This is a genomic window from uncultured Pseudoflavonifractor sp., assembly GCA_904419835.1.
GTDB lineage: Bacteria > Bacillota > Clostridia > Oscillospirales > Oscillospiraceae > Pseudoflavonifractor.
The window spans coordinates 24,083-42,911 of sequence record CAJFTA010000005.1; the positions used below are offsets into that span (position 1 = coordinate 24,083).

Here is an 18,829-nt window from a genome sequence, read left to right on the forward strand (position 1 = left end):
CCCCTTTACACGGTGATGTGCGCGGTGAGCCAGATCTGGTTCATGCCGTGGACCACTGCGAAGGAGAACTCCACAAGGCATACGGTGGGGTCCTCCTCCAGTGCGGACACGGCCACGTTCTCATATGCGTCGATGATCTCCCGGCTCACCCGGTTTTCCAGCTCCACCACCACCTGCGCCCGCACAGCGCCCCTGCTCTGCTCGGTGTTTTTGGCTCTGTGGAACTTGGACCGCAGGCTGCTGCGCAGCCCGGGGATCACCTCGTCGACGATGAGAATGGTGGACAGCTCCCGCCAGGTGCTGTCGGGGGTCTCGCCGGTTTTGGTCCGGCTGGTGACGCCCCGCACCACGCTCACCACCCCGGCCAGGTTCTCCAGGGGGGTGACGCCGCCCCGCACCAGGGTGTCAATCTCGTTGTCGTCGTACCGGGCGCTCAAGTCGGCCAACCCCTTCAGCTCCGCGCCGCCCAGGGGGACGGCGGGGTCGCGCTCCCCGGCGATGGCTCCCGCCACGGCGGCGGCGGCCCTGGCCCCGCCGGGGGCGGTGAGCACCACCCGCTCGCAGTTGAGACTGCCTGCCCGCTCTGCCAGCTGGCCGGGGCTCTCGCCGGTCCCGCCCGGCACCACAGCGATGCGCTCCCGCCGGGCCTCAGACGCGGCCTTCACGCTGTCCCGCAGGGCCTGCTGTACCGTCAGCGTCTCGCTGTCGCAGACCGTGATGGCCACGTTCTCCTCTCCGGAGAGCAGGGCGAAGGCATCCTCGTAGTCCTCCTCCGCCACGGGCACGGCGTATACCGCCCCCGCGCCGTTGAGAAAGAGGAGCTTCACCAGCTCCGTCAAGGCGTCCCCGGCTCCGAAGGCGGTCTCGGCCTCCTCCAGCCTTGTCAGCTTGTACAGGGTACCCGTCTCGCCGCCCTCGCTCACCGCCGCGATGCCCACCGTCTTGCTGCCGCCGGAGGCTGCCACCACTGCGGAGGCGTCATAGCTGGAGTAGACCCCCGGCCGTTCATGTCTTGTCACGCTCATACTCTCTCCCCTCTGATTTCAAAGTCCAGGAAGGCGCCGCCCTCATCGGCCACGGCGTACAGCCTCGCCTGGCACACCGCCTCCACCGGGCAGTGGTAAAGCTGGCTGTCCTCCTGGAACTGTGTCTCTCCCGCGGAAAATTCCAGGATACTCAGCCCGTCGGGCCCCGGGCCGCTGAGGGCGGCGGACAGGGTGTCCAGCGCCCTGTCGACAGCCGCCGCACCGCCGCTGCTCCGGGCGGCATACAGGTCCAGCCCGAAGGTAATCTTTACCCGTCTGCCGTAGAGCTCCTCCCACCGTCCGGTCTCCTGATTGTACCGCTCGCCCAGATAGTCCTGAAAGCCCGCCGGGCCGCCCTCGCAGCTGCGGAGGGAGACGGCGGCGGCCGCCCCCTCTCTCCGCGTCCGCCGCCGCTCCGGCCAGGCCGTCACGGCATCCAGGCCCTGCTCCGTCAGGAACGCGGCCATGCGCTCCCGAATCTCATCCAGTCCCGCCATCCGTCTCCCCCTCTCCCGGGTCCTTCACCGTCAGGATGGCCCACCAGTGGCTGACCGTGTCGCCGATGCAGATGGGCTGTGCCGCCGCCACCCTCAGCCGCAGGCCCCGCCATTCCAGGTGTCCCTCCTCCATGTTCTCCAAAGGCGTGTCCGCCCCGGCCAGACAGAGAAAGCGGTCCTTCCGCACTGCCCCCATGGGGGAGGGTTCCGTCTGCCGCCAGGTCTCCCGCCGCTCGGTCACAGGCTGGAGGAAGGCCCGGATGGTCTCCTTCTCCCCTTCCCGCCTGCATAGGGTCACGCTCTGTCCGTATTTGTCCAGCAGCGTCTCAAAGGTCCCGCTCACCCCGGCACCCCCAGGAAGCAGAAGCCCTCGTCCCTCAGGTAGGGCCGCATCACCTGCTCCGCCTGCCGCCGCAGGCTCAGGCTTCTGTCCCCGGCCCCTCCGCCGTCCCGGTGGTGGATGGTCAGGCTGCCTGCGGTAAAGGACTCCACCTCATCGGCGGCCCCTGCGGCGCACAGCCCGGCCAGGCCCAGCCAGGCGGCCCCCATGGTGAAGGCCGCGCCGCAATCGGCCTTGGTGATGCCGGCCTTCAACCTGCCCTCCAGCTCCTTCTCGGCCAGATCGCACAGAGCCTGCAGCTCCTCCATCCGGTTCTCGGGCACCTGCCCCAGCTGCCGGGCCAGCTCCGCCGTCTCTTCCGCCATACCGTTCCCTCCCGTCTCTTTTGAATGGGGCGGGCCGGAGTACAGCCCACCCTCTCTGTGTTGTCTTACACCTTCAGTACCCGGCTGGCATCCTGGTAGAGCTTGGCGAAGCCGCAGGTGCTGGTGATGGCGGCCCGCTCCAGCTGCCGGTCGATGAGCTTGTCGTACTCCACGGTCACGTCGCCGGCCTGTACCATCTCCAGGGCGTAGTTCCTGTCCAGGCCGATCATGGTGCCCTCACTCATGGCGGAGGTACGCAGCAGGTTGGCGCCCAGGGGGGTGGTCATCTTGCCGGTGCCCTGGAAGTTGAGGCCGGTGAGGGGGTTCTGGAACTCGCTGAGCTTGAGCATCTTGAGCATCACGTCCCCGGACACCAGCATGGTGTTCATCTCGTAGGGGTCGAACTGGGCCCAGAAATCCACCAGGTCGTCGTAGGTGAGGGTGCCGGAACTCCCGCCGATGGGGGAGGTGCCCACCTTGTACTGCTTGGCGGCGTTATCGTTGCCGTCGCCGTTGACGAGCACGTCGATGGCGTCCTCCAGCAGCATCCGGTTGATGTGGGCGCCGATCTGGCGCAGGGTGACGGAGAAGAGGTCCAGCTTCTGCCACCGGATGGCCTCGTAGCTGGCCACCAGCATCCGGCCCCGCTTGTGGAGCTTCACCAGGTTCTCCTGGGTCTTGACCTCGGTCTGGGGGATGGCGGCGCCCTCCTCCACGCTGCGCAGCTCCTTCTCCTCCTTGCCGGGCACGGAGGCCACGGATCGGTAGTCCATGCCCTCGATGCGGGTGGTGGTGGCCACGATGGAGGGCAGCAGGTTGGCCTCCTCCATGCCCTGGCGCACGGCCCGGGCGATGTACTCGGGGAAGAGCACGGCGGAGTCGGAGGTGCGGAAGAACTTCTCCACCACATCGCTGCCCGCGCCCTTCACCTTGATGTCAAAGCGCTTGAGCTGCCGCTGGTAGGCGTCCAGGCCCTCCAGAGGGGTGCCCTTGTACTGCTGGTCGGGGTCCTCCCGCTCCAGCACCTGGGTGAAGGACTGGCCCGCCTGCCGGTACATGCCCTTTTCCAGTCTCACATTGTCATAAGCGTATCCCATGTTTTCTGCTCTCCTTCCTCCGGCGCGGCGCGCCGGCACTCCAGTTTTCTCTCCGCCCTGTGATTAGAGCAGGATGGTGGCCTGCTTTTTGGTGCTGCCTGCCTCCACCACCAGGTAGGCGGTACCGGACGCATTGGTCTTGACGCCGCCGCCAGCGTTGGCGGACAGCTTGGTGTAGCCTACGGCCACGGCGTCGCCGCAGGTGACCTTGACAAAGCCCCTGAGCTGTACCAGGGCCAGCCCGTCGTTTACCTCCAGTGCCACGCCGCAGAAGGCCTCCCCATCGCCGCAGGGGCCCACCTTGCCGTCGCCGGTCATCTTGACGGGGCCGCCCGTGAGGCCATCCTCCGCCAGGAACGTGGCCACCATCTCGCCGATGCCTTCAAACGAAACCTTTGCCATACTCCATTCTCCTTTCTTTTATCCGCGCCTCAGATGAGGAAAGCGCCGTCTCTCTGGTCCATCTCGGCCTGTTCTGTGTGCCGGGGCAGCTGTACCGTGAGGGGGAACCGGTCCTCCAGCCGTTTCTGGTAGCTGTCCCGCAGAGCCTCCAGCTCCTCGCCGGTGAGCTTGTCCGCGATGCTTTTGCGGATATGCTCCTCCACGCCCTTTTCACAGATGCCGCCCAGCCGCAGCACCTCGCCCCGCAGCCGCTCCAGGTACTTCCGCCCCAGGGCGGCCTCCTCCTCCAGCTGTTTCGCTCTGCTCAGCAGCACAGGCTGGTCCTTCAGATATTCCATCAGGTCGTTCTCCTGTCCGCCGCCCATTCGCTTGATGACCCCGGCTCTGGGCTGGGCGGGCACGGCCACAAAGGACCACTCATAGGCATCGGTGGCGCCGGCCAGGTCGGCCCAGCACAGCCGTCCGCCGTACACCTGGCCCTTGGTGTGGGTGCATTTCTTCCTGTCCCGGATGTCCTCTCCGCAGATGGAGCACACCGCCCGCTCCACGGCGCACCCCACGGACACCTCCCGCTTGATGCCGCCCTCGATCTCGGCGATAAGCCCCTTGTTCTCCTCCGTGCGCACCATGTAGGCGTATCCCTTCAGGTAGCAATACCGGTCCCCGGCCCTGGTGAGCACGTTTTCCTCCCGCACCACCTCGGTGCGGTAAATCCGGGCCGCCTGTCCCTTGGCGCTCCACTGGTGGTCAAAGATGCCGCTCTTTCCCTCAAAGCGCTCTGCCAGCTCCTCCAGGGTTCCCTCGGGGAACCGCTCCCCGTCCCGGTCGATCTCGTTGTCGCACAGCCGCACGGCAAAGGCGTATACCTCCTCCGCCGTCAGGGCCTTCCGGCTCCAGCGGTTGATGAGGGCCAGGTCCCGCTCCTCCACGGTGAGGGGCTGCCCCATGTCCGTCTGCTTTACAATGTCCATCTTCTACCCCCTGTTCTCCTTCGGCTCACTGCCTCTGTTCCGCTCCATCCAGCTCCAGGCGGATTTTCCTGGCCTGTTCCCGGTAGAGCTCTGCCCTGGACTCCTCCACCAGGTCCTGGAGGTTGATGTCCTCCCAGTCCACATTTACCCCGCCGCCGTAGCCCTTCAGCTCCAGCCACAGCTCGCAGATCCGCTCCACCACCGGCTCCAGCCCCCGCCGGATGGCCGTGAGCTCGCTGGTCATCATGTCGGCCTGCTGGGCGCTCATCCGCTCGGTGGAGGACCAGGACAGGCCCAGCAGGAAGGGCGGGATACCGGTCCTGGCCACAAGCTGCTCCAGGATCTGCCGCACGGGCACCTGGCTGTCCAGAATCTGGTTGTCCGCGCCGATGACCTTGATGTCCACGTCTCCCACGGCCACAAAGTCCCGCACGCTGCCGTTTTTCCCCGCCTGCATGGCGGCGGACCACTCCCGGGCGATCTGCTGGCTGCGCTCCGCGGCGTAAGCCCGGTCCATGGCGTCCTCGCCGGGCTTGTAGACCACGGCGAAGCGGACGTTGCCCATCCGCTCCCAGTTCATGCCCTCGGCCTGGTAGATTTTCAGCAGGATTTCGGTGAGGAAGGGCATGGACCGCAGCAGGGACACGCCGTAGGGGCTGTCGGTCTCCGGCTGGAAGGGGGTGAAGAGGAGCAGCTCCTGGCAGGGCAGGTCCTCCAGAACGCCGTCTCTCCCCCTGGCACACAGGGTGATGTCCAGGGGTGTCTCCCCCTCTCTGATCTCCACGTCGGCCACATTGCCGCACAGCACGGCGGCGATGCCGTCCCGCCTGCCGTTGAGGACGATCTCCCCCACCGCTCGCCCGCAGGTGAGCATGGAGTCCAGGTAGCAGTCCAGGAAGGACTGAATCCCCCGCTGGCCCCGTCCGGTGCTGACGGTCCGCAGGAACCGCTCCAGCTCCCCCTGGCCCCGCCGATCGCCGCACTGTACCACCGGTCCTCCTGCCAGGCGGATCAGCTTCAGGATGGCGGCGTCCACAATGGGCACCGCCTCCCGGATGCTGCGGTACAGTGCAATCTCCCCGTTTTTCAGGGGCACATACCCATCCAGCACGCCGAAGGGGTGCCGTCCGCCGTCCCGCAGCTGGACGGCTGCCCCTGCGGGCGTCTCTCTCTTTTTCTTCTCCCAGAATCCCATTCGAGCCCTCCCGTCTCCTAAAATCTTGCCCGCTCCACATAGGCCGCGCCCAGATAGGGCGGCTCTCTGCCTGCGGCTACCGTGGCCGCAAAGTAGCGGATCTCATCCATGGCGTGGTCGTGTTCCTTGCGTACCCGGTCCTGTCCGCCTCCCTCGGCCCAGCAGTAGAGCTGAAACTCCCGCAGGGCGTCGTCGCACCCCCGGCAGATCACCAGCTTTTTCTCCCGCAGCAGCTCTGCTGTGGTGCGGATGCCGGAGAGCACATTGTTCTCCGCCTTCACCACCCGCAGGCCATCCCGCCGCAGGACCTCGATAAAGCTGGCCGCCGACGGGTCCACCACCACCAGCCGGATGTCCCGTCCCCCCGCCAGAGCCCGCAGGTCCTGCGCATACTCCCCGTCGGTTTTCTGCCGCTTTTTCTCTCTGGAGTCGTAGTAGAACTCCTTCACCCGGTACCAAACGCCGTCCTTCCAGCCCCACAGCCCGAAGGAGGCGGGGTTGACCGTGCCGTAGTCACAGGAGATGCACCACCGGCTCAGTCCGTCGGGCGGGTCCTCCAGGTATGTCTCGTCGAAGAAGTCGTAGACCCGCCCCTCGGCGGCCGCCCACTCCCCCAGCACAAACCTGCGGTAGAAGGCGCCGCTGAACATCCGACTGTACCGCTCTCTTATCTCCGGCCTGAGCCCCGGGTTGTCCTCCATGGTAAAGTGGAGGTAGAGGGCGTTGCGCGCCTCCGCCTTCTGAATCCACTCCTTGTAGAACCAGTGCTCCGGCCCCTCGGGGTTGCAGTTGAACCACAGCCTGCTCCCCGCCACCGAGCACCGGGCGCAGGCCTGCTCCACAAAGGACCGGGGCATAAGGGCAGCCTCGTCCAGCAGCACCCCCGCCAGGGTCACGCCCTGGATGAGGGCGGCGCTGCCCTCGTCCTTTCCGCCAAAGAAGTAGAAGGTGTTCTCCCGCCCGCCCCGCCGGACGGTGAGGAGGCTGCGGGACACCTTTTCCTCACACCGGAACCCCAGCTCCTCCAGCACAGGCACCAGTCCTCTCACCAGGTTGCGCCGCAGTGACACGGTGGTCTTGCCGCACAGCCCGAAGGCCGCGCCCTGGAATCTGGCCATGGCCCAGCACACAAAGGACAGGCCCATGCAGAAGGTCTTTCCGCTTCTGACTGCGCCGTCGCAGATAATGGCGTCATGCCGCTGCTCCGGCCCGCACCACCACCGCAGCACGGTTTTCTGCTTTTCGGAAAACGCCCAGCTCCGCACTCATTCGCCCCTCCCGGACATCGCTTCTCCGCCGGACTCTCCCCCGGCGCCCTGATCTCCAGCGCGCTCCAGCGCCCGAAGGAATGCGTCGGCCTCGCCCTCCTCTCCCCGTTCCAGCATAGCGGCAATTTTCTCCAGCACCGCCATCCGATCCATGAGCTTGATCTCCACGGTTCCGTTTCCGCTGCGCTTGAACTCGGTGAGGGCGGAGAGGTCCAGATTATCGATCTCGTCCATCCGCTCTCCGTCCAGAAAGGCCAGCTTGACCGCGTCGTTGACCTTCCCGCCGGCCAGGTGCTCCATGTATCTCACCAGCGCGTTCAGCCACCTGGCCCGTTTTTCCCCCGATTCGCTTCTCACTCCACTCACCTCTCAACCCCATCCGTTCCAACACGAAAAATTGTTGTTTTCCGTGCACCAACCGGGAAAAATTTTTTCTTCTCTGCTTCAGCCTCGAAAAAGGGCGCAAAAAAGCTCCCCTGCGGATAATCCGCAGAGGAGCTTCAGGGGCAGATGATTTACTTTTTCAGGCTCTCAGCCCAGGCGGTATACTTGGCCACCTTCTCATCGGCCTCCGCCTTGGCGGCGCCGTTGGCCAGGATATAGACCTTGACCTTGGGCTCGGTGCCGGAGGGCCGGACGATGAGGCTGGTGCCGTCGGTCATCTCATAGCGGAGCACATTGGAGCCGGAGAGCTCCATGGTGCTCCTGGCGCCGTCGGCCACATTGACCACGGAGCCATCCTTATAGTCCTTCTGCTGCTTGACGGCCACGCCGGCGATCTCCACCGGGGGCTTCTCCCGCAGGCCGGCCATCAGGTCGGCCATCTTCTTCAGGCCGTCCAGACCGGGCATGACCAGGTTCAGGGTCTTCTCGCCGTAGAAGCCGTACTTCTCATAGCACTTCTGGAGGGCGTCGTACAGGGTCATGCCCTGTCCGGCGTACCAGGCGGCCATCTCGGTGAGGGACAGGGCGGCGGTGACGGCGTCCTTGTCCCGGACGTAGTCGCCCAGCATGTAGCCGTAGCTCTCCTCGTAGGCGAAGATGACCTTGCCCTCGCCGGCGTTCTCCAGCTTATCCTTCTTCTCAGCCAGGAACTTGAAGCCGGTGAAGGTGTCGTAGCACTTCAGGCCGTTGGTCTCGGCCACCTTGCGGGCCATCTCGGTGGTGACGATGGTCTTGAGGGCCACGGGGTTCTCAGGCATCTTGCCGGTGCGCTTCTTGGCGCCGATGAGGTAGTCCAGCAGCAGCACACCGGTCTGGTTGCCGGTGATGGTGATGTACTCGCCCTTGTCGTTCTTCACCATGATGCCCACCCGGTCGGCGTCGGGGTCGGAGCCCAGGATAAAGTCGGCGCCCTCCTTCTTGGCCAGATCCACGGCCAGGTAGAAGCCCTCGGGGTTCTCCGGGTTGGGGGAGACCACGGTGGGGAAGTTGCCGTCAATAACCATCTGCTCGGGGACGCAGATGACGTGCTTCATGCCCAAACGCCTGAGGGCCTCGGGGATGAGCTTGTAGCCGGTGCCGTGGAAGGGGGTGTAGACCATCTTGAAGGTGTCGGCCACCTTCTCCACGGCGGCCTTGTCATTGACCTGACCCATCACGTTGGAGAGGAACTTCTCGTCGGTCTCAGCCCCCATCAGGGTGATGAGGCCGGCCTTGACCGCCTCGTCGTAGTCCATGCGCTTGATGGAGTCGAACAGGTCCAGCTCCTCCATCTTGGCGGCGATGGCGGAGGCGTGGTGGGGGGGCAGCTGGGCGCCGTCCTGCCAGTAGACCTTGTAGCCGTTGTACTCCTTGGGGTTGTGGCTGGCGGTAACATTGATTCCGGCGATGCAGCCGTATTCCCGCACGGCAAAGGAGAGCTCGGGGGTGGGACGCAGGGCGTCAAAGATGCGCACCTTAATGCCGTTGGCGGCCATGACGCAGGCGGCCTCGCGGGCAAACTCGTCGGAGTGATTGCGGCAGTCGAAGCAGACGGCCACGCCCCGCTCCGCGGCGTTGCCGCCCTCGGCCAGGATGACCTCGGCGAAGGCCTGGGTGGCATGGCGGATGACGTGGATGTTCATCTGGTGAAGCCCCACGCACATGGTGCCCCGCAGTCCGGCGGTACCGAACTCCAGGGGCGCAAAGAAGCGGCTTTCGATCTCCTTTTCATCATTGGCGATGCTGCGCAGCTCTTCTTTCTCCGCCTCGCTGAGGGCAGGGCTGTTCAGCCATTTCTCGTACATATCACGGTAGGACATGGGACTTACCTCCAATATCTGAATTTCCGGAATCACAGTTTCCCGCTGTTGTGATTATAGCACAACCCAGCCCGGCTATCCACCCCCCAAGTCCAGAATTCCCTACAAATTTTTAACGCGAAAAACCGCGCGGAGCCCTTGGCGCGACATACGCAGAGCCGCACGGCCAGCCCATGGACAGGGTTTACTTGTGATAGCTGGAGCCCTCGGCGATTTTAAAGCCGCGGTAGAGCTGCTCCAGCAGCATAACCCTGGCCAGGTGGTGGGGGAAGGTCATTTTGGACATGGACAGGCGCAGGTCGGCCCGCTCCTTGACGGCGGGATGGAGGCCGTAGGAGGAGCCTATCACAAAGCAGAGCTGGCTGCGGCCCTGTCCGGCCCAGTCGGTCATGCGGCGGCTGAGCTCCTCGCTGGAGAGGCCCTTGCCCTCCACGCACAGGGTGGTGACGGCGGCGCCTCTGGGCAGGCGCTGAAGGATGGCGTCGGCCTCCTTCCGCAGGGCGGCGTCGATCTGGGCCTGCGAGGGGCTGTCGGGCAGCCGCTCCTCGGGCAGCTCGGTGAGCTGGAATTTGCAGTATCCGCCCAGCCGCTTGGCGTACTCAGCGGAGGCGTCTGTGTAGAACTTTTCCTTCAGTTTTCCCACGCAGATGACGTGAATTCCCAGCATATATTACACCTCGCAGCGCATCCCCGTCTCGCTTCTGGGGGCCACCTCCAGCCGCACGCCGTCCCCCGGGCGGATACCTCTGCGCTCCATGGCGGCCAGCACCGTGTCGTAGGCCCGCGCGGGGGTGTTGTTCTCCTTGGAAAGGTGGGCCAGAATTATGGTGCTGGCCCCGGTTTCCACGGCGGAACAGGCCAGCTCAGCCCCGGCCTGATTGGAGAGGTGTCCCCAGTCCCCCTGGATGCGCTCCTTGAGATAGTAGGGGTAGGGCCCGGACTGGAGCCACTCCGGGTCGTAGTTGGTCTCGGCCACCAGCAGGTTGGCGCCCTGGATTCCCCTGGACACCTCCTCGGTGACCCTGCCCAAATCCGTGACAACGGCCGCCTTCCGTCCCCCGGCGGACACCGCGTAGCCCACGCTCTCCGCCGTGTCGTGGGGCGTGGGGAAGGACTCCACAGCCAGGCCGCCGATTTCAAAGGCCGCTCCCGCCTCAAAGTCCCGGAGCCGGTCCTCCAGAAAGGCGATCCGGTAGCACAGCTGCCGGCCGGTCCCTTTGCTGGCATAAACCGGCACGGCAAACTGCTTTGTCAGGGTATTCAGCCCGCAGATATGGTCTGAGTGCTCATGGGTGATGAGGATACCGGAGAGCTGGCCCGGGTCAATCCCCAGCTCCCGCAGGCTTTTGGTAATCCGGCGGGCGGAGATGCCCGCGTCAATCAGGATATGGGTTCTGCCGTCGGACACCAGCAGGCTGTTGCCGCTGGAGCCGCTGGCGAGGGTGGTCAATGACAGCAACGAAATCTCTCCTATGTAAGGTCTGCGGACAGCGCTGCTTCCCGGCCGTCCGTGCCGGAGCGCAAACGCAGGGCGGCAGCACATGGCCGCCGCCCCGCCTGACTGTTTTGTTATAGAAGTTACCCGACCTGGGCCTGCTTGTCCTCGTCCGGGGTAACCACCACGCGGATGTCGGCGCCCACGCCGGAGAGCTTGCGCACAATGTCCTCATAGCCCCGCTCAATATAGTGGATGCAGTCCACCTCGGTGATACCGTGGGCGGCCAGTCCGGCGATAACCATAGCCGCGCCGGCCCGCAGGTCGCAGGCCCGCACGGGCGCGCCGGTCAGGTGGTCCACGCCCTCGATGACGGCCACCTTGCCGTCCACCTGGAACTGGGCGCCCATGCGCCGGATCTCGTCCACATAGCGGTACCGGTTGTCCCAGACGCCCTCGGTGATCACGCTGGTACCCTCAGCCAGGGAGAGGACCACGGCCATCTGGGGCTGCATGTCGGTGGGGAATCCGGGGTAGGGCAGCGTTTTAATGTTGGTCCGTGTGAGGCGGACGGAGGGATCTCTGCGCACAAGGACCGCGTCATCCCGCTCCTCCACCTCCACGCCGGTCTCCACCAGCTTGGCGGTGATGCACTCCAGGTGCTTGGGGATGACGTTCTGAATCAGCACCTCGCCTCCGGCGGCCGCCACGGCGGCCATATAGGTGCCCGCCTCGATCTGGTCGGGGATAATGGAGTAGGTGCCGCCGCTGAGCCGCTCCACGCCCTTGATCTTGATGACGTCGGTGCCCGCGCCCATAATACGGGCGCCCATGGAGTTGAGGAAGTTGGCCAGGTCCACGATATGGGGCTCTTTGGCCGCGTTTTCGATGACAGTGGTGCCGTCGGCCAGGGCGGCGGCCAGCATGATATTCATGGTCGCGCCCACGGAGACGATATCCAGATAGACCTGGGCGCCGCTGAGCCGCGTTCCGTTCTTGACCCAGGCGTTGACGAAGCCGCCCCGGACGTCCACCTCGGCGCCCATGGCCACAAAGCCCTTGATGTGCTGGTCGATGGGGCGGTCGCCCAGATGGCAGCCGCCGGGGGGGGGCACTTGGGCGCTGCCGAACCGGCCCAGGAGGGAGCCGATGAGGTAGTAGGAGGCGCGGATTTTCCGTGCCAGCTCATTGGGGACCTTTGCGTTGCGGATGTGGGAGCAGTCGATGTCCACCGTGGTACGGTTGACCGTGCGCACATCCGCGCCCAGCTCCTGCAGGATGTTGAGGATCATGGTCACGTCGCTGATCTGGGGAATATTCTCAATGCGGCATACGCCGTCCACCAAAAGTGCAGCGGGGATAATCGCCACCGCGGCATTTTTGGCGCCGCTGATATCAATCTCGCCATAAAGCGGCTTACCGCCGCGAATCACGTATTTTGTCAAAACGGCACCCTCTATTCTCTCCGTTTGGGCCGCAAAACGGCCTGTTCCGTAAGCAGGCCGGTGCAGCACCGGCCAGATAATTCTTTTATATTTTTTGCCGTACTCCTTCTGCGCGGGAATGCCCGTCGTTTTTCCGGCGCGGCATGCGGTCTCATGCCAGTCGCAAATATTATAACATAGTCTCATGTAAAATCAAAGTAATTTTACAGCATCACCGGCCGCCTGATTATGTTTTTATGCTTTTCCGCCCCTTCTTTTTCTGTTTCCTGCCGTTTCTCTGGTGTCACTATGTCCTTTTTTCTGTGGTTTTATTCTTTTTAAACAAATCTCTGAAAGGGATTGTCCTGGAAATTGGATCCTCCGATTTTGCGCCGCCTTCCCGGCAAATTGGCAGCCTTGTCTGTCAATGTTCTGTTTTCTCTCTGGGTGGGGCGCGGCATATGCGCTGTTTGGCGGTCAGATGTCCTGCGCCATGCAACAAAAGGGCGCGGAACGCGGTCATATGAGGAGGCGGGGCGCGCTCAGGGACGCGGAACCATATTCTCCCGCCTTCTCAGCGCACAATAAATCATTCAGAAAGGGGCAATACTATGAGCACACAGACACAGCACATCGGTCTCCACCAGTGGGAGAGCACGGACCCGTTTCTCCGGGAGGACTTCAACCAGGACCATCGTCTGATCGACGCTGCGGTGGGTCGGATTGAGGGCAAGGCCGACCGGGCCCTGTCCGGGCTGGAGGGCATGAGCTACAATGTTTACAACCTGCTGCTGCAAAACTACTGTGAGGGCAAATACACCGGCTTCAAGCGGGGCCTGATGTTCGACGGCTTTCTGGACGAGAGCTGCGTCTCCTCCTGGGAGGGGAGCGCCTACCGGGACGCCGCCTCCAGCACGGTCAGCATCGACACCGTCGGCCAGCCCAGCATTCCCCGGCCGGAGACCGGCGCCGCCCTGATGTCCGCCGGGCCCAAACAGTCCGTCGTTCAGGAGTGGACCGCCCAGGGGAACGGCGTCATCACCGCCGTTTCGGTCTATGGTGAGTGTCCGTCCTACGGCCTGGCCCACAAGGTGACCTTTTCCATCTGGCGCAACGGGGAAAAGCTGGCCGACTCCGGGAAGGAGAATCTTTTCACGCAGGACGGTAAGAAGTGGTATGAATTCCCTGTCAACTGCCCTGTTCACAAGGGCTACACCTATGAGTTCCGCTTTTACAACACCGGCTCCGGCGGCTCCTTCGGCGACATTTTCTGCTACCGCATGGAGGGGGAGGAATTTGAGCCGCCCCTTGCCCTGGGCATTGTGGTAACAGGCGGCGGCAGCACTACCGGTGCGATGAATTCCACTGCCGAGCAGATGGGGGCGTGGAAACATGCGGTCTGCTATGTGCGCCATAACGGCCAGGGGCAGGTCGGTGTCAAGTTGGGAGACGGGAGCGGAAAATGGGAGAGCGCGGAGAACACCGGCTCTTCTGCCGTTGAAACCATGGAGGGCGAACCCTGTATGGAGAGCATTTTCCGTTTGGACACCGCCCAGCCCGGAGAGACAGCGGCTCTTCAGCTGACCATGACTGCGCAGTCGGGAAATGCCCCGGTGGTCTACGATTACGGCGTCATTTTTACGGAATAAGATGAAAAGAGAACCCCGGGCAAATGCCCGGGGTTCTCTTTTTGCTTGTTACAGCGGAAGTGTGAGCTGATTAGTCAGCGTCAGCAACCTTCACGATGTAGATGACCTTGGCGGTGGAGGAGCCGACAGTGCTGTCGTCCACGGCAACCACGGCGACCTTATCGTTGCTGTCCTTCTCGATGTCGGAAGCAGCGATCTGGGTAGCAGCGTTGTCCTCGATGACGTACACGACGGTGTTGTCGTTGACAGTCCAGTAGGTCTCGCCAGCCTTCACCACGTCGCCGTTGTAGGACACGCCCTCAACAGTGGTGGCGTCCTTAGCGGCGGTGACCAGACCGTCGGTGTAGGTCAGGTCATACAGGCCGGAGGTGGTGCCGATCTTGGTGTCGGCAGCAGAGCCGGCCTTCACCTTCACGGTGGTGGTCTCGCCGTCGACGATGGCCTTGAACTCCTTGTAGGCGTCGGTCACGTCGGTCACAGCGGGATAGTAGTCATACTTGGAAGCGTCCACGTAGACATAGTTGGCATCGCTGGTGGTGCTGGAAGCAACACCGCCGGTGATGTACACGATGCTGACAATGCCGTTCTCAGCCAGAGCCACGCCAGTCACACCGGACTTGTAAGCGGGGGCGTTGGCGATACCGGTGGTGACGGTGAACTTGTCGTCCTCACCCTTCACGATGAAGATGGTCTTGGAGTTACCAACGTTGACGCCGTCGAACTGAGCGACACCGGAGGTGATGGTGGTACCCAGGGAGGGCAGAGTGACCTTCTCGTCGGCCTTGACAACCTTCAGCTCGTACTTGCTGTTCTTGTCGGTGCTGTAGGTCACGAAGGCATTCTTGGTCAGGGTGGCGAAGTTGTCGCCATCGACCTTCTTGCCGTCGACGGTAGAAACCTTCACGATCTGAGAGGTGCCGTCGGTGAAGAGCAGCTTGGCCTCGTAGGAGGCGTTCTCATTCCAGCCCTCGCCGTCGATCTTCTTGGTGTCGAGCACGATGGCGTACTGAGTGGTGGTCTCCTCGGTCACGGCCTCAGCCTTCACGATGTAACCGGTGGGATCCAGCCAGTAGGTGACGTCCTTGTTGTAGCCAACCTTCTTGACGTCATCGAGCTTCATGGCGCCGGTCAGGCCGGAGACATAGTACTTGGTGCCGCTGATGGTCAGGCCGCCGTTGCTGGCAGCGGAGGTCAGCTGGCCAACCACAGTCTCCAGGTTCTCGTAGTACAGCTTCTCGCCGTCGGTGTAGTAGGCAACCACGTCGCCCTTGGACAGGCTCTCGTAGCCCACGACGGTCTCGGTGGTGGCGGCGATGCCGTTGAACTTGGCGGAGGTGCCGGTGCCGGTGATGCCGGGCAGGCCGTAGACATAGGTGGTCTCGTCGTCCACCTTGGTCTTGGCAGCGGAGCTCACGTTGGCAACCTTCTTGCTGATGATGGTGATGTTGGTGATGACGCCATCGCCGTTGGCAACAGCGGTAGCCACCTGGCCAGCCTTCAGGCCGGTGATGACAGCCTTCAGGGCGGTGTTCTCAGTGGTCTTGGGGGCGGCGTCGCTGTAGGTCACGACGGAGGGGGTGCTCTCCAGGGTCTCGGTGGTGTAGCTCAGACCCTCGCCCTTCAGCCAGTTCTGGACAGTGCCGCTCTTGGTGGCGGCGCCGTCAGTCAGGCCCACGGGGATCTCGTACACGGTGGCGGCCTTGGACACGGCGGCGGAGGACACCAGCTTGCCGTTCTTGTCAACATAGAAGACAACCTTCATGTTGGTCTGAGCGGGAGTGGTGGACAGGCCGGTCTTGGTGCCGTTCATGCTGACGCCGTTCACGGAAGCGGGAGTGGCGTTGGCAATCACGGTGTTGGCGCCGGAGGTCTCAACAGTGCCGGTGACCTTGGTCAGGCCATTGTACATGGTCTCGGCCAGGGAGGCGGCGGGATCGTACCGGACGATGTACTGGGTGCCCATATCGTACTGATACTGGGGCTCCACGGTGTCGGCGAACAGAGCGTTGAAGATCATCTGGGCAGCGCCGTCACGGGTCAGGGAATCGGTGGCGGTGGCGGAGATGCCGTCCATCAGGCCGGTGGTCTGGGCGTCCTTCATGATGTTGACGGACCAGTTGCTGTTGCTCTGATAGCCGCGGTTGTCGGCGTCGTAGCCGAGGGCGACCAGCAGCATCTTAGCAGCCTGGACAACGGTCACACCCTGAGTGGGGAAGAAGTGGCCCTGGCCGTCGCCGGAGATGATGCCGTTGGAGTAGCAGTACTTGATGTACCCCTCGGCCCAGTTGGTGTCGATGTCGGTCAGGTCGGTGACGGTACCCTCGAAGATGGTAGCGTCCACGTCGCCCATCATGATGTAGGTGATGAGCTTGGCCATGGTGGCGCGGTCCACGCCCTCAGTGGGGGCGAAGGAGCCGTCGGGCTTGCCCTCGATAATGCCGAGGTCGACCATCAGGTTGACGGCCTCAGTGTTGGTGACCTTGTCCATATCGGTCAGGTCAGCCGCAGTCTTGTCCGCAGCGCCGGCGCCGATGACCATCATGCCGAGGAGCATGACGGAGGCCAGAGCCAGGCTGAGGACCCGCTTGAGGTTTCTCATTTGGAATTCCTCCTTCTAAAATTTGAGTTTGGGGGCAAACTAAGCGTTTGGCTCAGTCCGGCGCCCCTTGCCTCTGTGGGCATGATAATACATCCCGGCGAAATCGTCAAGCGGTTTCCCCCATTTGTAACATAACCGTAAAACTACGACCTCGCTGTTCCTGTCTTATCATTTTTTGTTAGACGATACGGCAATTTAAAAGGTTCCCATGCTGTTTTAAAAATTTTTCCGGAGTTTTCCGCTGCTGTAACATTTCCGTTCCTTAAATACATATAAGGATTAAAGCCTCTGCGGTTCGGCGCGCCGGGCGTCTGTGCCCCCTCCCCTGGCGCTCCTCTCCCGCCCTGGCGGCGCGCGCCGGCGCGCAACTTTTTTCTTTCGGACGGTAACTTTTTTTCGTATTCTGCGTCTAAGAAACAGAGCGGCGAATCTTAAGGTTATCTTAACAAGTTGTCATTCATTTGTAGTGCTTTTCCAGCCCGGTGCGTGCTACAATAATGATGAGAACCTACGGCAATAGGAGGAAATGAAAATGGCTGAACAGAACACCCCCGTCATGGACCCGGCGTCCGTTCACACACCGGCGCCCCAGCCCAACCGCAAAGCCCCGGAGCGCAAGAAGAGGAACAGGAAAATTGTCAAGAATATCATCACGGCGGTGATCGTCCTGGCGGTGATCGCCGCCGCCGGCTGGGCACTTTGGTATTTCGTGTTTACCGACCATAAGGATTCCAACCTGGGCGAGCCCATCTATGACACCGCGTACACCGGCACCATCTCCACCACAGTCCGGGGCGGCGGCGCGGCCAACGCCAAGGACTCCGCCACCATCACCCTGGCGGCCGACGGCGTGGTTCAGGAGGTGTACGTAACCCAGGGCCAGATGGTCAACGCCGGCGATCCCCTCTATGTGGTCACCTCTCCCGCCGCCGAGGAGGCGCTGAAGACCGCCCAGGAGGCGCTGACCGCCCAGCAGGAGGCCATGTCCACGCTCAACCAGGAGATGGCCGACCTGCAGAAGAGCCGGGGCGACCTGACCATCACCGCCCCCCATGGCGGCAAGCTCACCGAGGTGGCTGACGTCAAGGTGGGCGACCCCATGACCTCCGGCACCCAGATCGCCGTTCTGGTGGACGACACCAGGCTGAAGCTGTCCCTCTATTACAGCTATGCCTATGAGAACGACATCTCTGTGGGTCAGACGGCTGAGATCTCCATCCCCGCCACCATGACCACCATCACCGGCACCGTGGAAAAGATTAATAAGGTAGAGCGCATTGTCCCCGAGGGCTCTGTCACCTTTGAGGTTGTCTTTGTGCTGGACAATCCGGGCACCCTCACCGCCGACATGGTGGCCTCCGCCTCTCTGACCGACGCCGCCGGCACGCCCATCTACCCCTACGAGAGCGGCAAGCTGGAGTACTACCAGACCACCACCATTGCCACCAAGGCCGCCGGTCCTGTGGAGCAGGTGGCCGACCTGATGAACTACGCCAACGTCACTGCCGGCCAGGTGCTGCTGGTCCAGGGCACCAACGACATTGACGAGCAGATCCGCGCCAAGCAGGAGCAGATCAACACCGCCCAGGAGTCCCTGACCAAGGCCCAGCAGGCGGTCGCCGACGCCGAGAAGAACGTGCAGAACTTCTCCGCTGTGGCGCCCATTTCGGGCACCGTGGTCACCTGCTCCCTGGTGCCGGATATGGAGGTCACCGCAGGCACCGCGGCCATCGTCATCGCGGACAACGCGGTCATGACGGTCAACATCCAGGTGGACGACCGCAACCGGCAGTACATCTCCGAGGGCATGACCATCAACCTGTCCGACTGGAACGGCAACAGCTACATGGGTGTGGTGGAGACCGTGGCCGTCCAGGGCACCAACGAGAACGGCGTCACCGTGTTCCCCGCCACCATCCGGGTGGACAATCCCACCGGCACGCTGATGGGCGGCTACTATCTGGACTATGAGTTCACTGCCGCCGAGAGCACCGGCGTCCTCATCCCCACTCAGGACGTGCGGTATTACACCCCCGAGGGTGCTGAGAAGCCCCAGGCTGTTGTCTATCTCCAGCTCCAGCCCGGCCAGGAGACTCCCGAGAACGCCATTGACAAGTCCACCCTGCCCGCCGATATGCAGGAGGAGATTCCCGAGGACTGCGTGGTGGTTCCCGTGGAGACCGGCCTGAACGACGATATGAACGTGGAGATCACCTCCGGTCTGAACGACGGCGACGTGGTCTACAACAACACCCCCAGCGAGGACGGCAGCTATTACGGCCGCAAGGCCAGCGCCTCCTCCAAGGCGGGCTGAAGCGC

Annotated in this window: 17 protein-coding genes; 2 read left to right on the forward strand and 15 right to left on the reverse strand. The window is 63.2% G+C overall.

The annotated features are described in order from the left end of the window. Window positions 1-5: 5 nt before the first annotated feature. From QZY67_RS01610 to QZY67_RS01675, 14 genes are all read right to left on the reverse strand, one after another. Window positions 6-1,025, reverse strand: coding sequence for a phage tail sheath C-terminal domain-containing protein (locus QZY67_RS01610; protein WP_295368233.1), 1,020 nt, complete (start codon window positions 1,023-1,025; stop codon window positions 6-8). Then, the gene (locus QZY67_RS01615) at window positions 1,022-1,522 is read right to left on the reverse strand and encodes a hypothetical protein (protein ID WP_294535374.1); all 501 of its coding nucleotides are present in this window, start codon (window positions 1,520-1,522) and stop codon (window positions 1,022-1,024) included. Before QZY67_RS01615 ends, QZY67_RS01610 begins: the two co-directional genes overlap by 4 nt. After that, window positions 1,506-1,865, reverse strand: coding sequence for a hypothetical protein (locus QZY67_RS01620; RefSeq protein ID WP_295368234.1), 360 nt, complete (start codon window positions 1,863-1,865; stop codon window positions 1,506-1,508). The genes QZY67_RS01615 and QZY67_RS01620 overlap by 17 nt, the downstream gene beginning before the upstream one ends. Continuing rightward, window positions 1,862-2,227 carry a hypothetical protein gene (locus QZY67_RS01625; RefSeq protein WP_295368235.1) on the reverse strand — a complete coding sequence of 122 codons (366 nt, stop codon included), beginning with the start codon at window positions 2,225-2,227 and terminating at the stop codon, window positions 1,862-1,864. The genes QZY67_RS01620 and QZY67_RS01625 overlap by 4 nt, the downstream gene beginning before the upstream one ends. Before the next feature lie 65 nt (window positions 2,228-2,292). Next, complete coding sequence (locus QZY67_RS01630) at window positions 2,293-3,324, reverse strand: phage major capsid protein (protein ID WP_294535366.1); 1,032 nt, start codon at window positions 3,322-3,324, stop codon at window positions 2,293-2,295. Window positions 3,325-3,387: 63 nt separating this feature from the next. Then, complete coding sequence (locus QZY67_RS01635) at window positions 3,388-3,726, reverse strand: hypothetical protein (protein WP_295368236.1); 339 nt, start codon at window positions 3,724-3,726, stop codon at window positions 3,388-3,390. Between the two features lie 29 nt (window positions 3,727-3,755). After that, window positions 3,756-4,697, reverse strand: a complete 942-nt coding sequence (locus QZY67_RS01640; RefSeq protein ID WP_295368237.1) for a hypothetical protein — start codon at window positions 4,695-4,697, stop codon at window positions 3,756-3,758. Between the two features lie 25 nt (window positions 4,698-4,722). After that, window positions 4,723-5,892, reverse strand: coding sequence for a serine/threonine protein phosphatase (locus QZY67_RS01645; protein WP_295368238.1), 1,170 nt, complete (start codon window positions 5,890-5,892; stop codon window positions 4,723-4,725). Between the two features lie 17 nt (window positions 5,893-5,909). Then, the gene (locus QZY67_RS01650; RefSeq protein WP_295368239.1) at window positions 5,910-7,157 is read right to left on the reverse strand and encodes a PBSX family phage terminase large subunit; all 1,248 of its coding nucleotides are present in this window, start codon (window positions 7,155-7,157) and stop codon (window positions 5,910-5,912) included. Continuing rightward, window positions 7,158-7,517 (reverse strand): XRE family transcriptional regulator, encoded by a 360-nt coding sequence (locus QZY67_RS01655; RefSeq protein WP_295368240.1) that lies wholly within the window; start codon window positions 7,515-7,517, stop codon window positions 7,158-7,160. Window positions 7,518-7,675: 158 nt separating this feature from the next. Continuing rightward, entirely contained in the window at window positions 7,676-9,403 is a 1,728-nt protein-coding gene (locus QZY67_RS01660; RefSeq protein ID WP_295368241.1) for a phospho-sugar mutase, read from the reverse strand. Window positions 9,404-9,587: 184 nt separating this feature from the next. Next, a complete protein-coding gene (gene rlmH / locus QZY67_RS01665; protein ID WP_295368242.1) occupies window positions 9,588-10,070 on the reverse strand; it encodes a 23S rRNA (pseudouridine(1915)-N(3))-methyltransferase RlmH in 483 nt (160 codons plus the stop codon). 3 nt (window positions 10,071-10,073) lie between these two features. Continuing rightward, window positions 10,074-10,862: an MBL fold metallo-hydrolase gene (locus QZY67_RS01670; RefSeq protein WP_295368243.1), complete on the reverse strand. Its 789-nt coding sequence runs from the start codon at window positions 10,860-10,862 to the stop codon at window positions 10,074-10,076. Window positions 10,863-10,981: 119 nt separating this feature from the next. Continuing rightward, window positions 10,982-12,283 (reverse strand): UDP-N-acetylglucosamine 1-carboxyvinyltransferase, encoded by a 1,302-nt coding sequence (locus QZY67_RS01675; protein ID WP_294536830.1) that lies wholly within the window; start codon window positions 12,281-12,283, stop codon window positions 10,982-10,984. Between the two features lie 590 nt (window positions 12,284-12,873). Between QZY67_RS01675 and QZY67_RS01680 the strand changes: the two genes are divergently transcribed. Further along, entirely contained in the window at window positions 12,874-13,911 is a 1,038-nt protein-coding gene (locus QZY67_RS01680; RefSeq protein WP_295368244.1) for a hypothetical protein, read from the forward strand. A gap of 70 nt (window positions 13,912-13,981) precedes the next feature. On the opposite strand, the gene QZY67_RS01685 is transcribed toward QZY67_RS01680, so the two are convergent. After that, entirely contained in the window at window positions 13,982-16,510 is a 2,529-nt protein-coding gene (locus tag QZY67_RS01685; protein ID WP_295368245.1) for an S-layer homology domain-containing protein, read from the reverse strand. 532 nt (window positions 16,511-17,042) lie between these two features. Between QZY67_RS01685 and QZY67_RS01690 the strand changes: the two genes are divergently transcribed. After that, window positions 17,043-18,824: an HlyD family efflux transporter periplasmic adaptor subunit gene (locus QZY67_RS01690; RefSeq protein WP_295368246.1), complete on the forward strand. Its 1,782-nt coding sequence runs from the start codon at window positions 17,043-17,045 to the stop codon at window positions 18,822-18,824. Window positions 18,825-18,829 lie beyond the last annotated feature (5 nt).

What these genes read in the sequence shown, in the direction of transcription:
- QZY67_RS01610 (WP_295368233.1), bottom strand. Translation starts at nt 1,025, where the DNA reads ATGAGCGTGACAAGACATGAACGGCCGGGGGTCTACTCCAGCTATGAC.
- QZY67_RS01615 (WP_294535374.1), bottom strand. Translation starts at nt 1,522, where the DNA reads ATGGCGGGACTGGATGAGATTCGGGAGCGCATGGCCGCGTTCCTGACG.
- QZY67_RS01625 (WP_295368235.1), bottom strand. Translation starts at nt 2,227, where the DNA reads ATGGCGGAAGAGACGGCGGAGCTGGCCCGGCAGCTGGGGCAGGTGCCC.
- QZY67_RS01630 (WP_294535366.1), bottom strand. Translation starts at nt 3,324, where the DNA reads ATGGGATACGCTTATGACAATGTGAGACTGGAAAAGGGCATGTACCGG.
- QZY67_RS01635 (WP_295368236.1), bottom strand. Translation starts at nt 3,726, where the DNA reads ATGGCAAAGGTTTCGTTTGAAGGCATCGGCGAGATGGTGGCCACGTTC.
- QZY67_RS01640 (WP_295368237.1), bottom strand. Translation starts at nt 4,697, where the DNA reads ATGGACATTGTAAAGCAGACGGACATGGGGCAGCCCCTCACCGTGGAG.
- QZY67_RS01645 (WP_295368238.1), bottom strand. Translation starts at nt 5,892, where the DNA reads ATGGGATTCTGGGAGAAGAAAAAGAGAGAGACGCCCGCAGGGGCAGCC.
- QZY67_RS01660 (WP_295368241.1), bottom strand. Translation starts at nt 9,403, where the DNA reads ATGTCCTACCGTGATATGTACGAGAAATGGCTGAACAGCCCTGCCCTC.
- rlmH (WP_295368242.1), bottom strand. Translation starts at nt 10,070, where the DNA reads ATGCTGGGAATTCACGTCATCTGCGTGGGAAAACTGAAGGAAAAGTTC.
- QZY67_RS01680 (WP_295368244.1), top strand. Translation starts at nt 12,874, where the DNA reads ATGAGCACACAGACACAGCACATCGGTCTCCACCAGTGGGAGAGCACG.
- QZY67_RS01685 (WP_295368245.1), bottom strand. Translation starts at nt 16,510, where the DNA reads ATGAGAAACCTCAAGCGGGTCCTCAGCCTGGCTCTGGCCTCCGTCATG.
- QZY67_RS01690 (WP_295368246.1), top strand. Translation starts at nt 17,043, where the DNA reads ATGGCTGAACAGAACACCCCCGTCATGGACCCGGCGTCCGTTCACACA.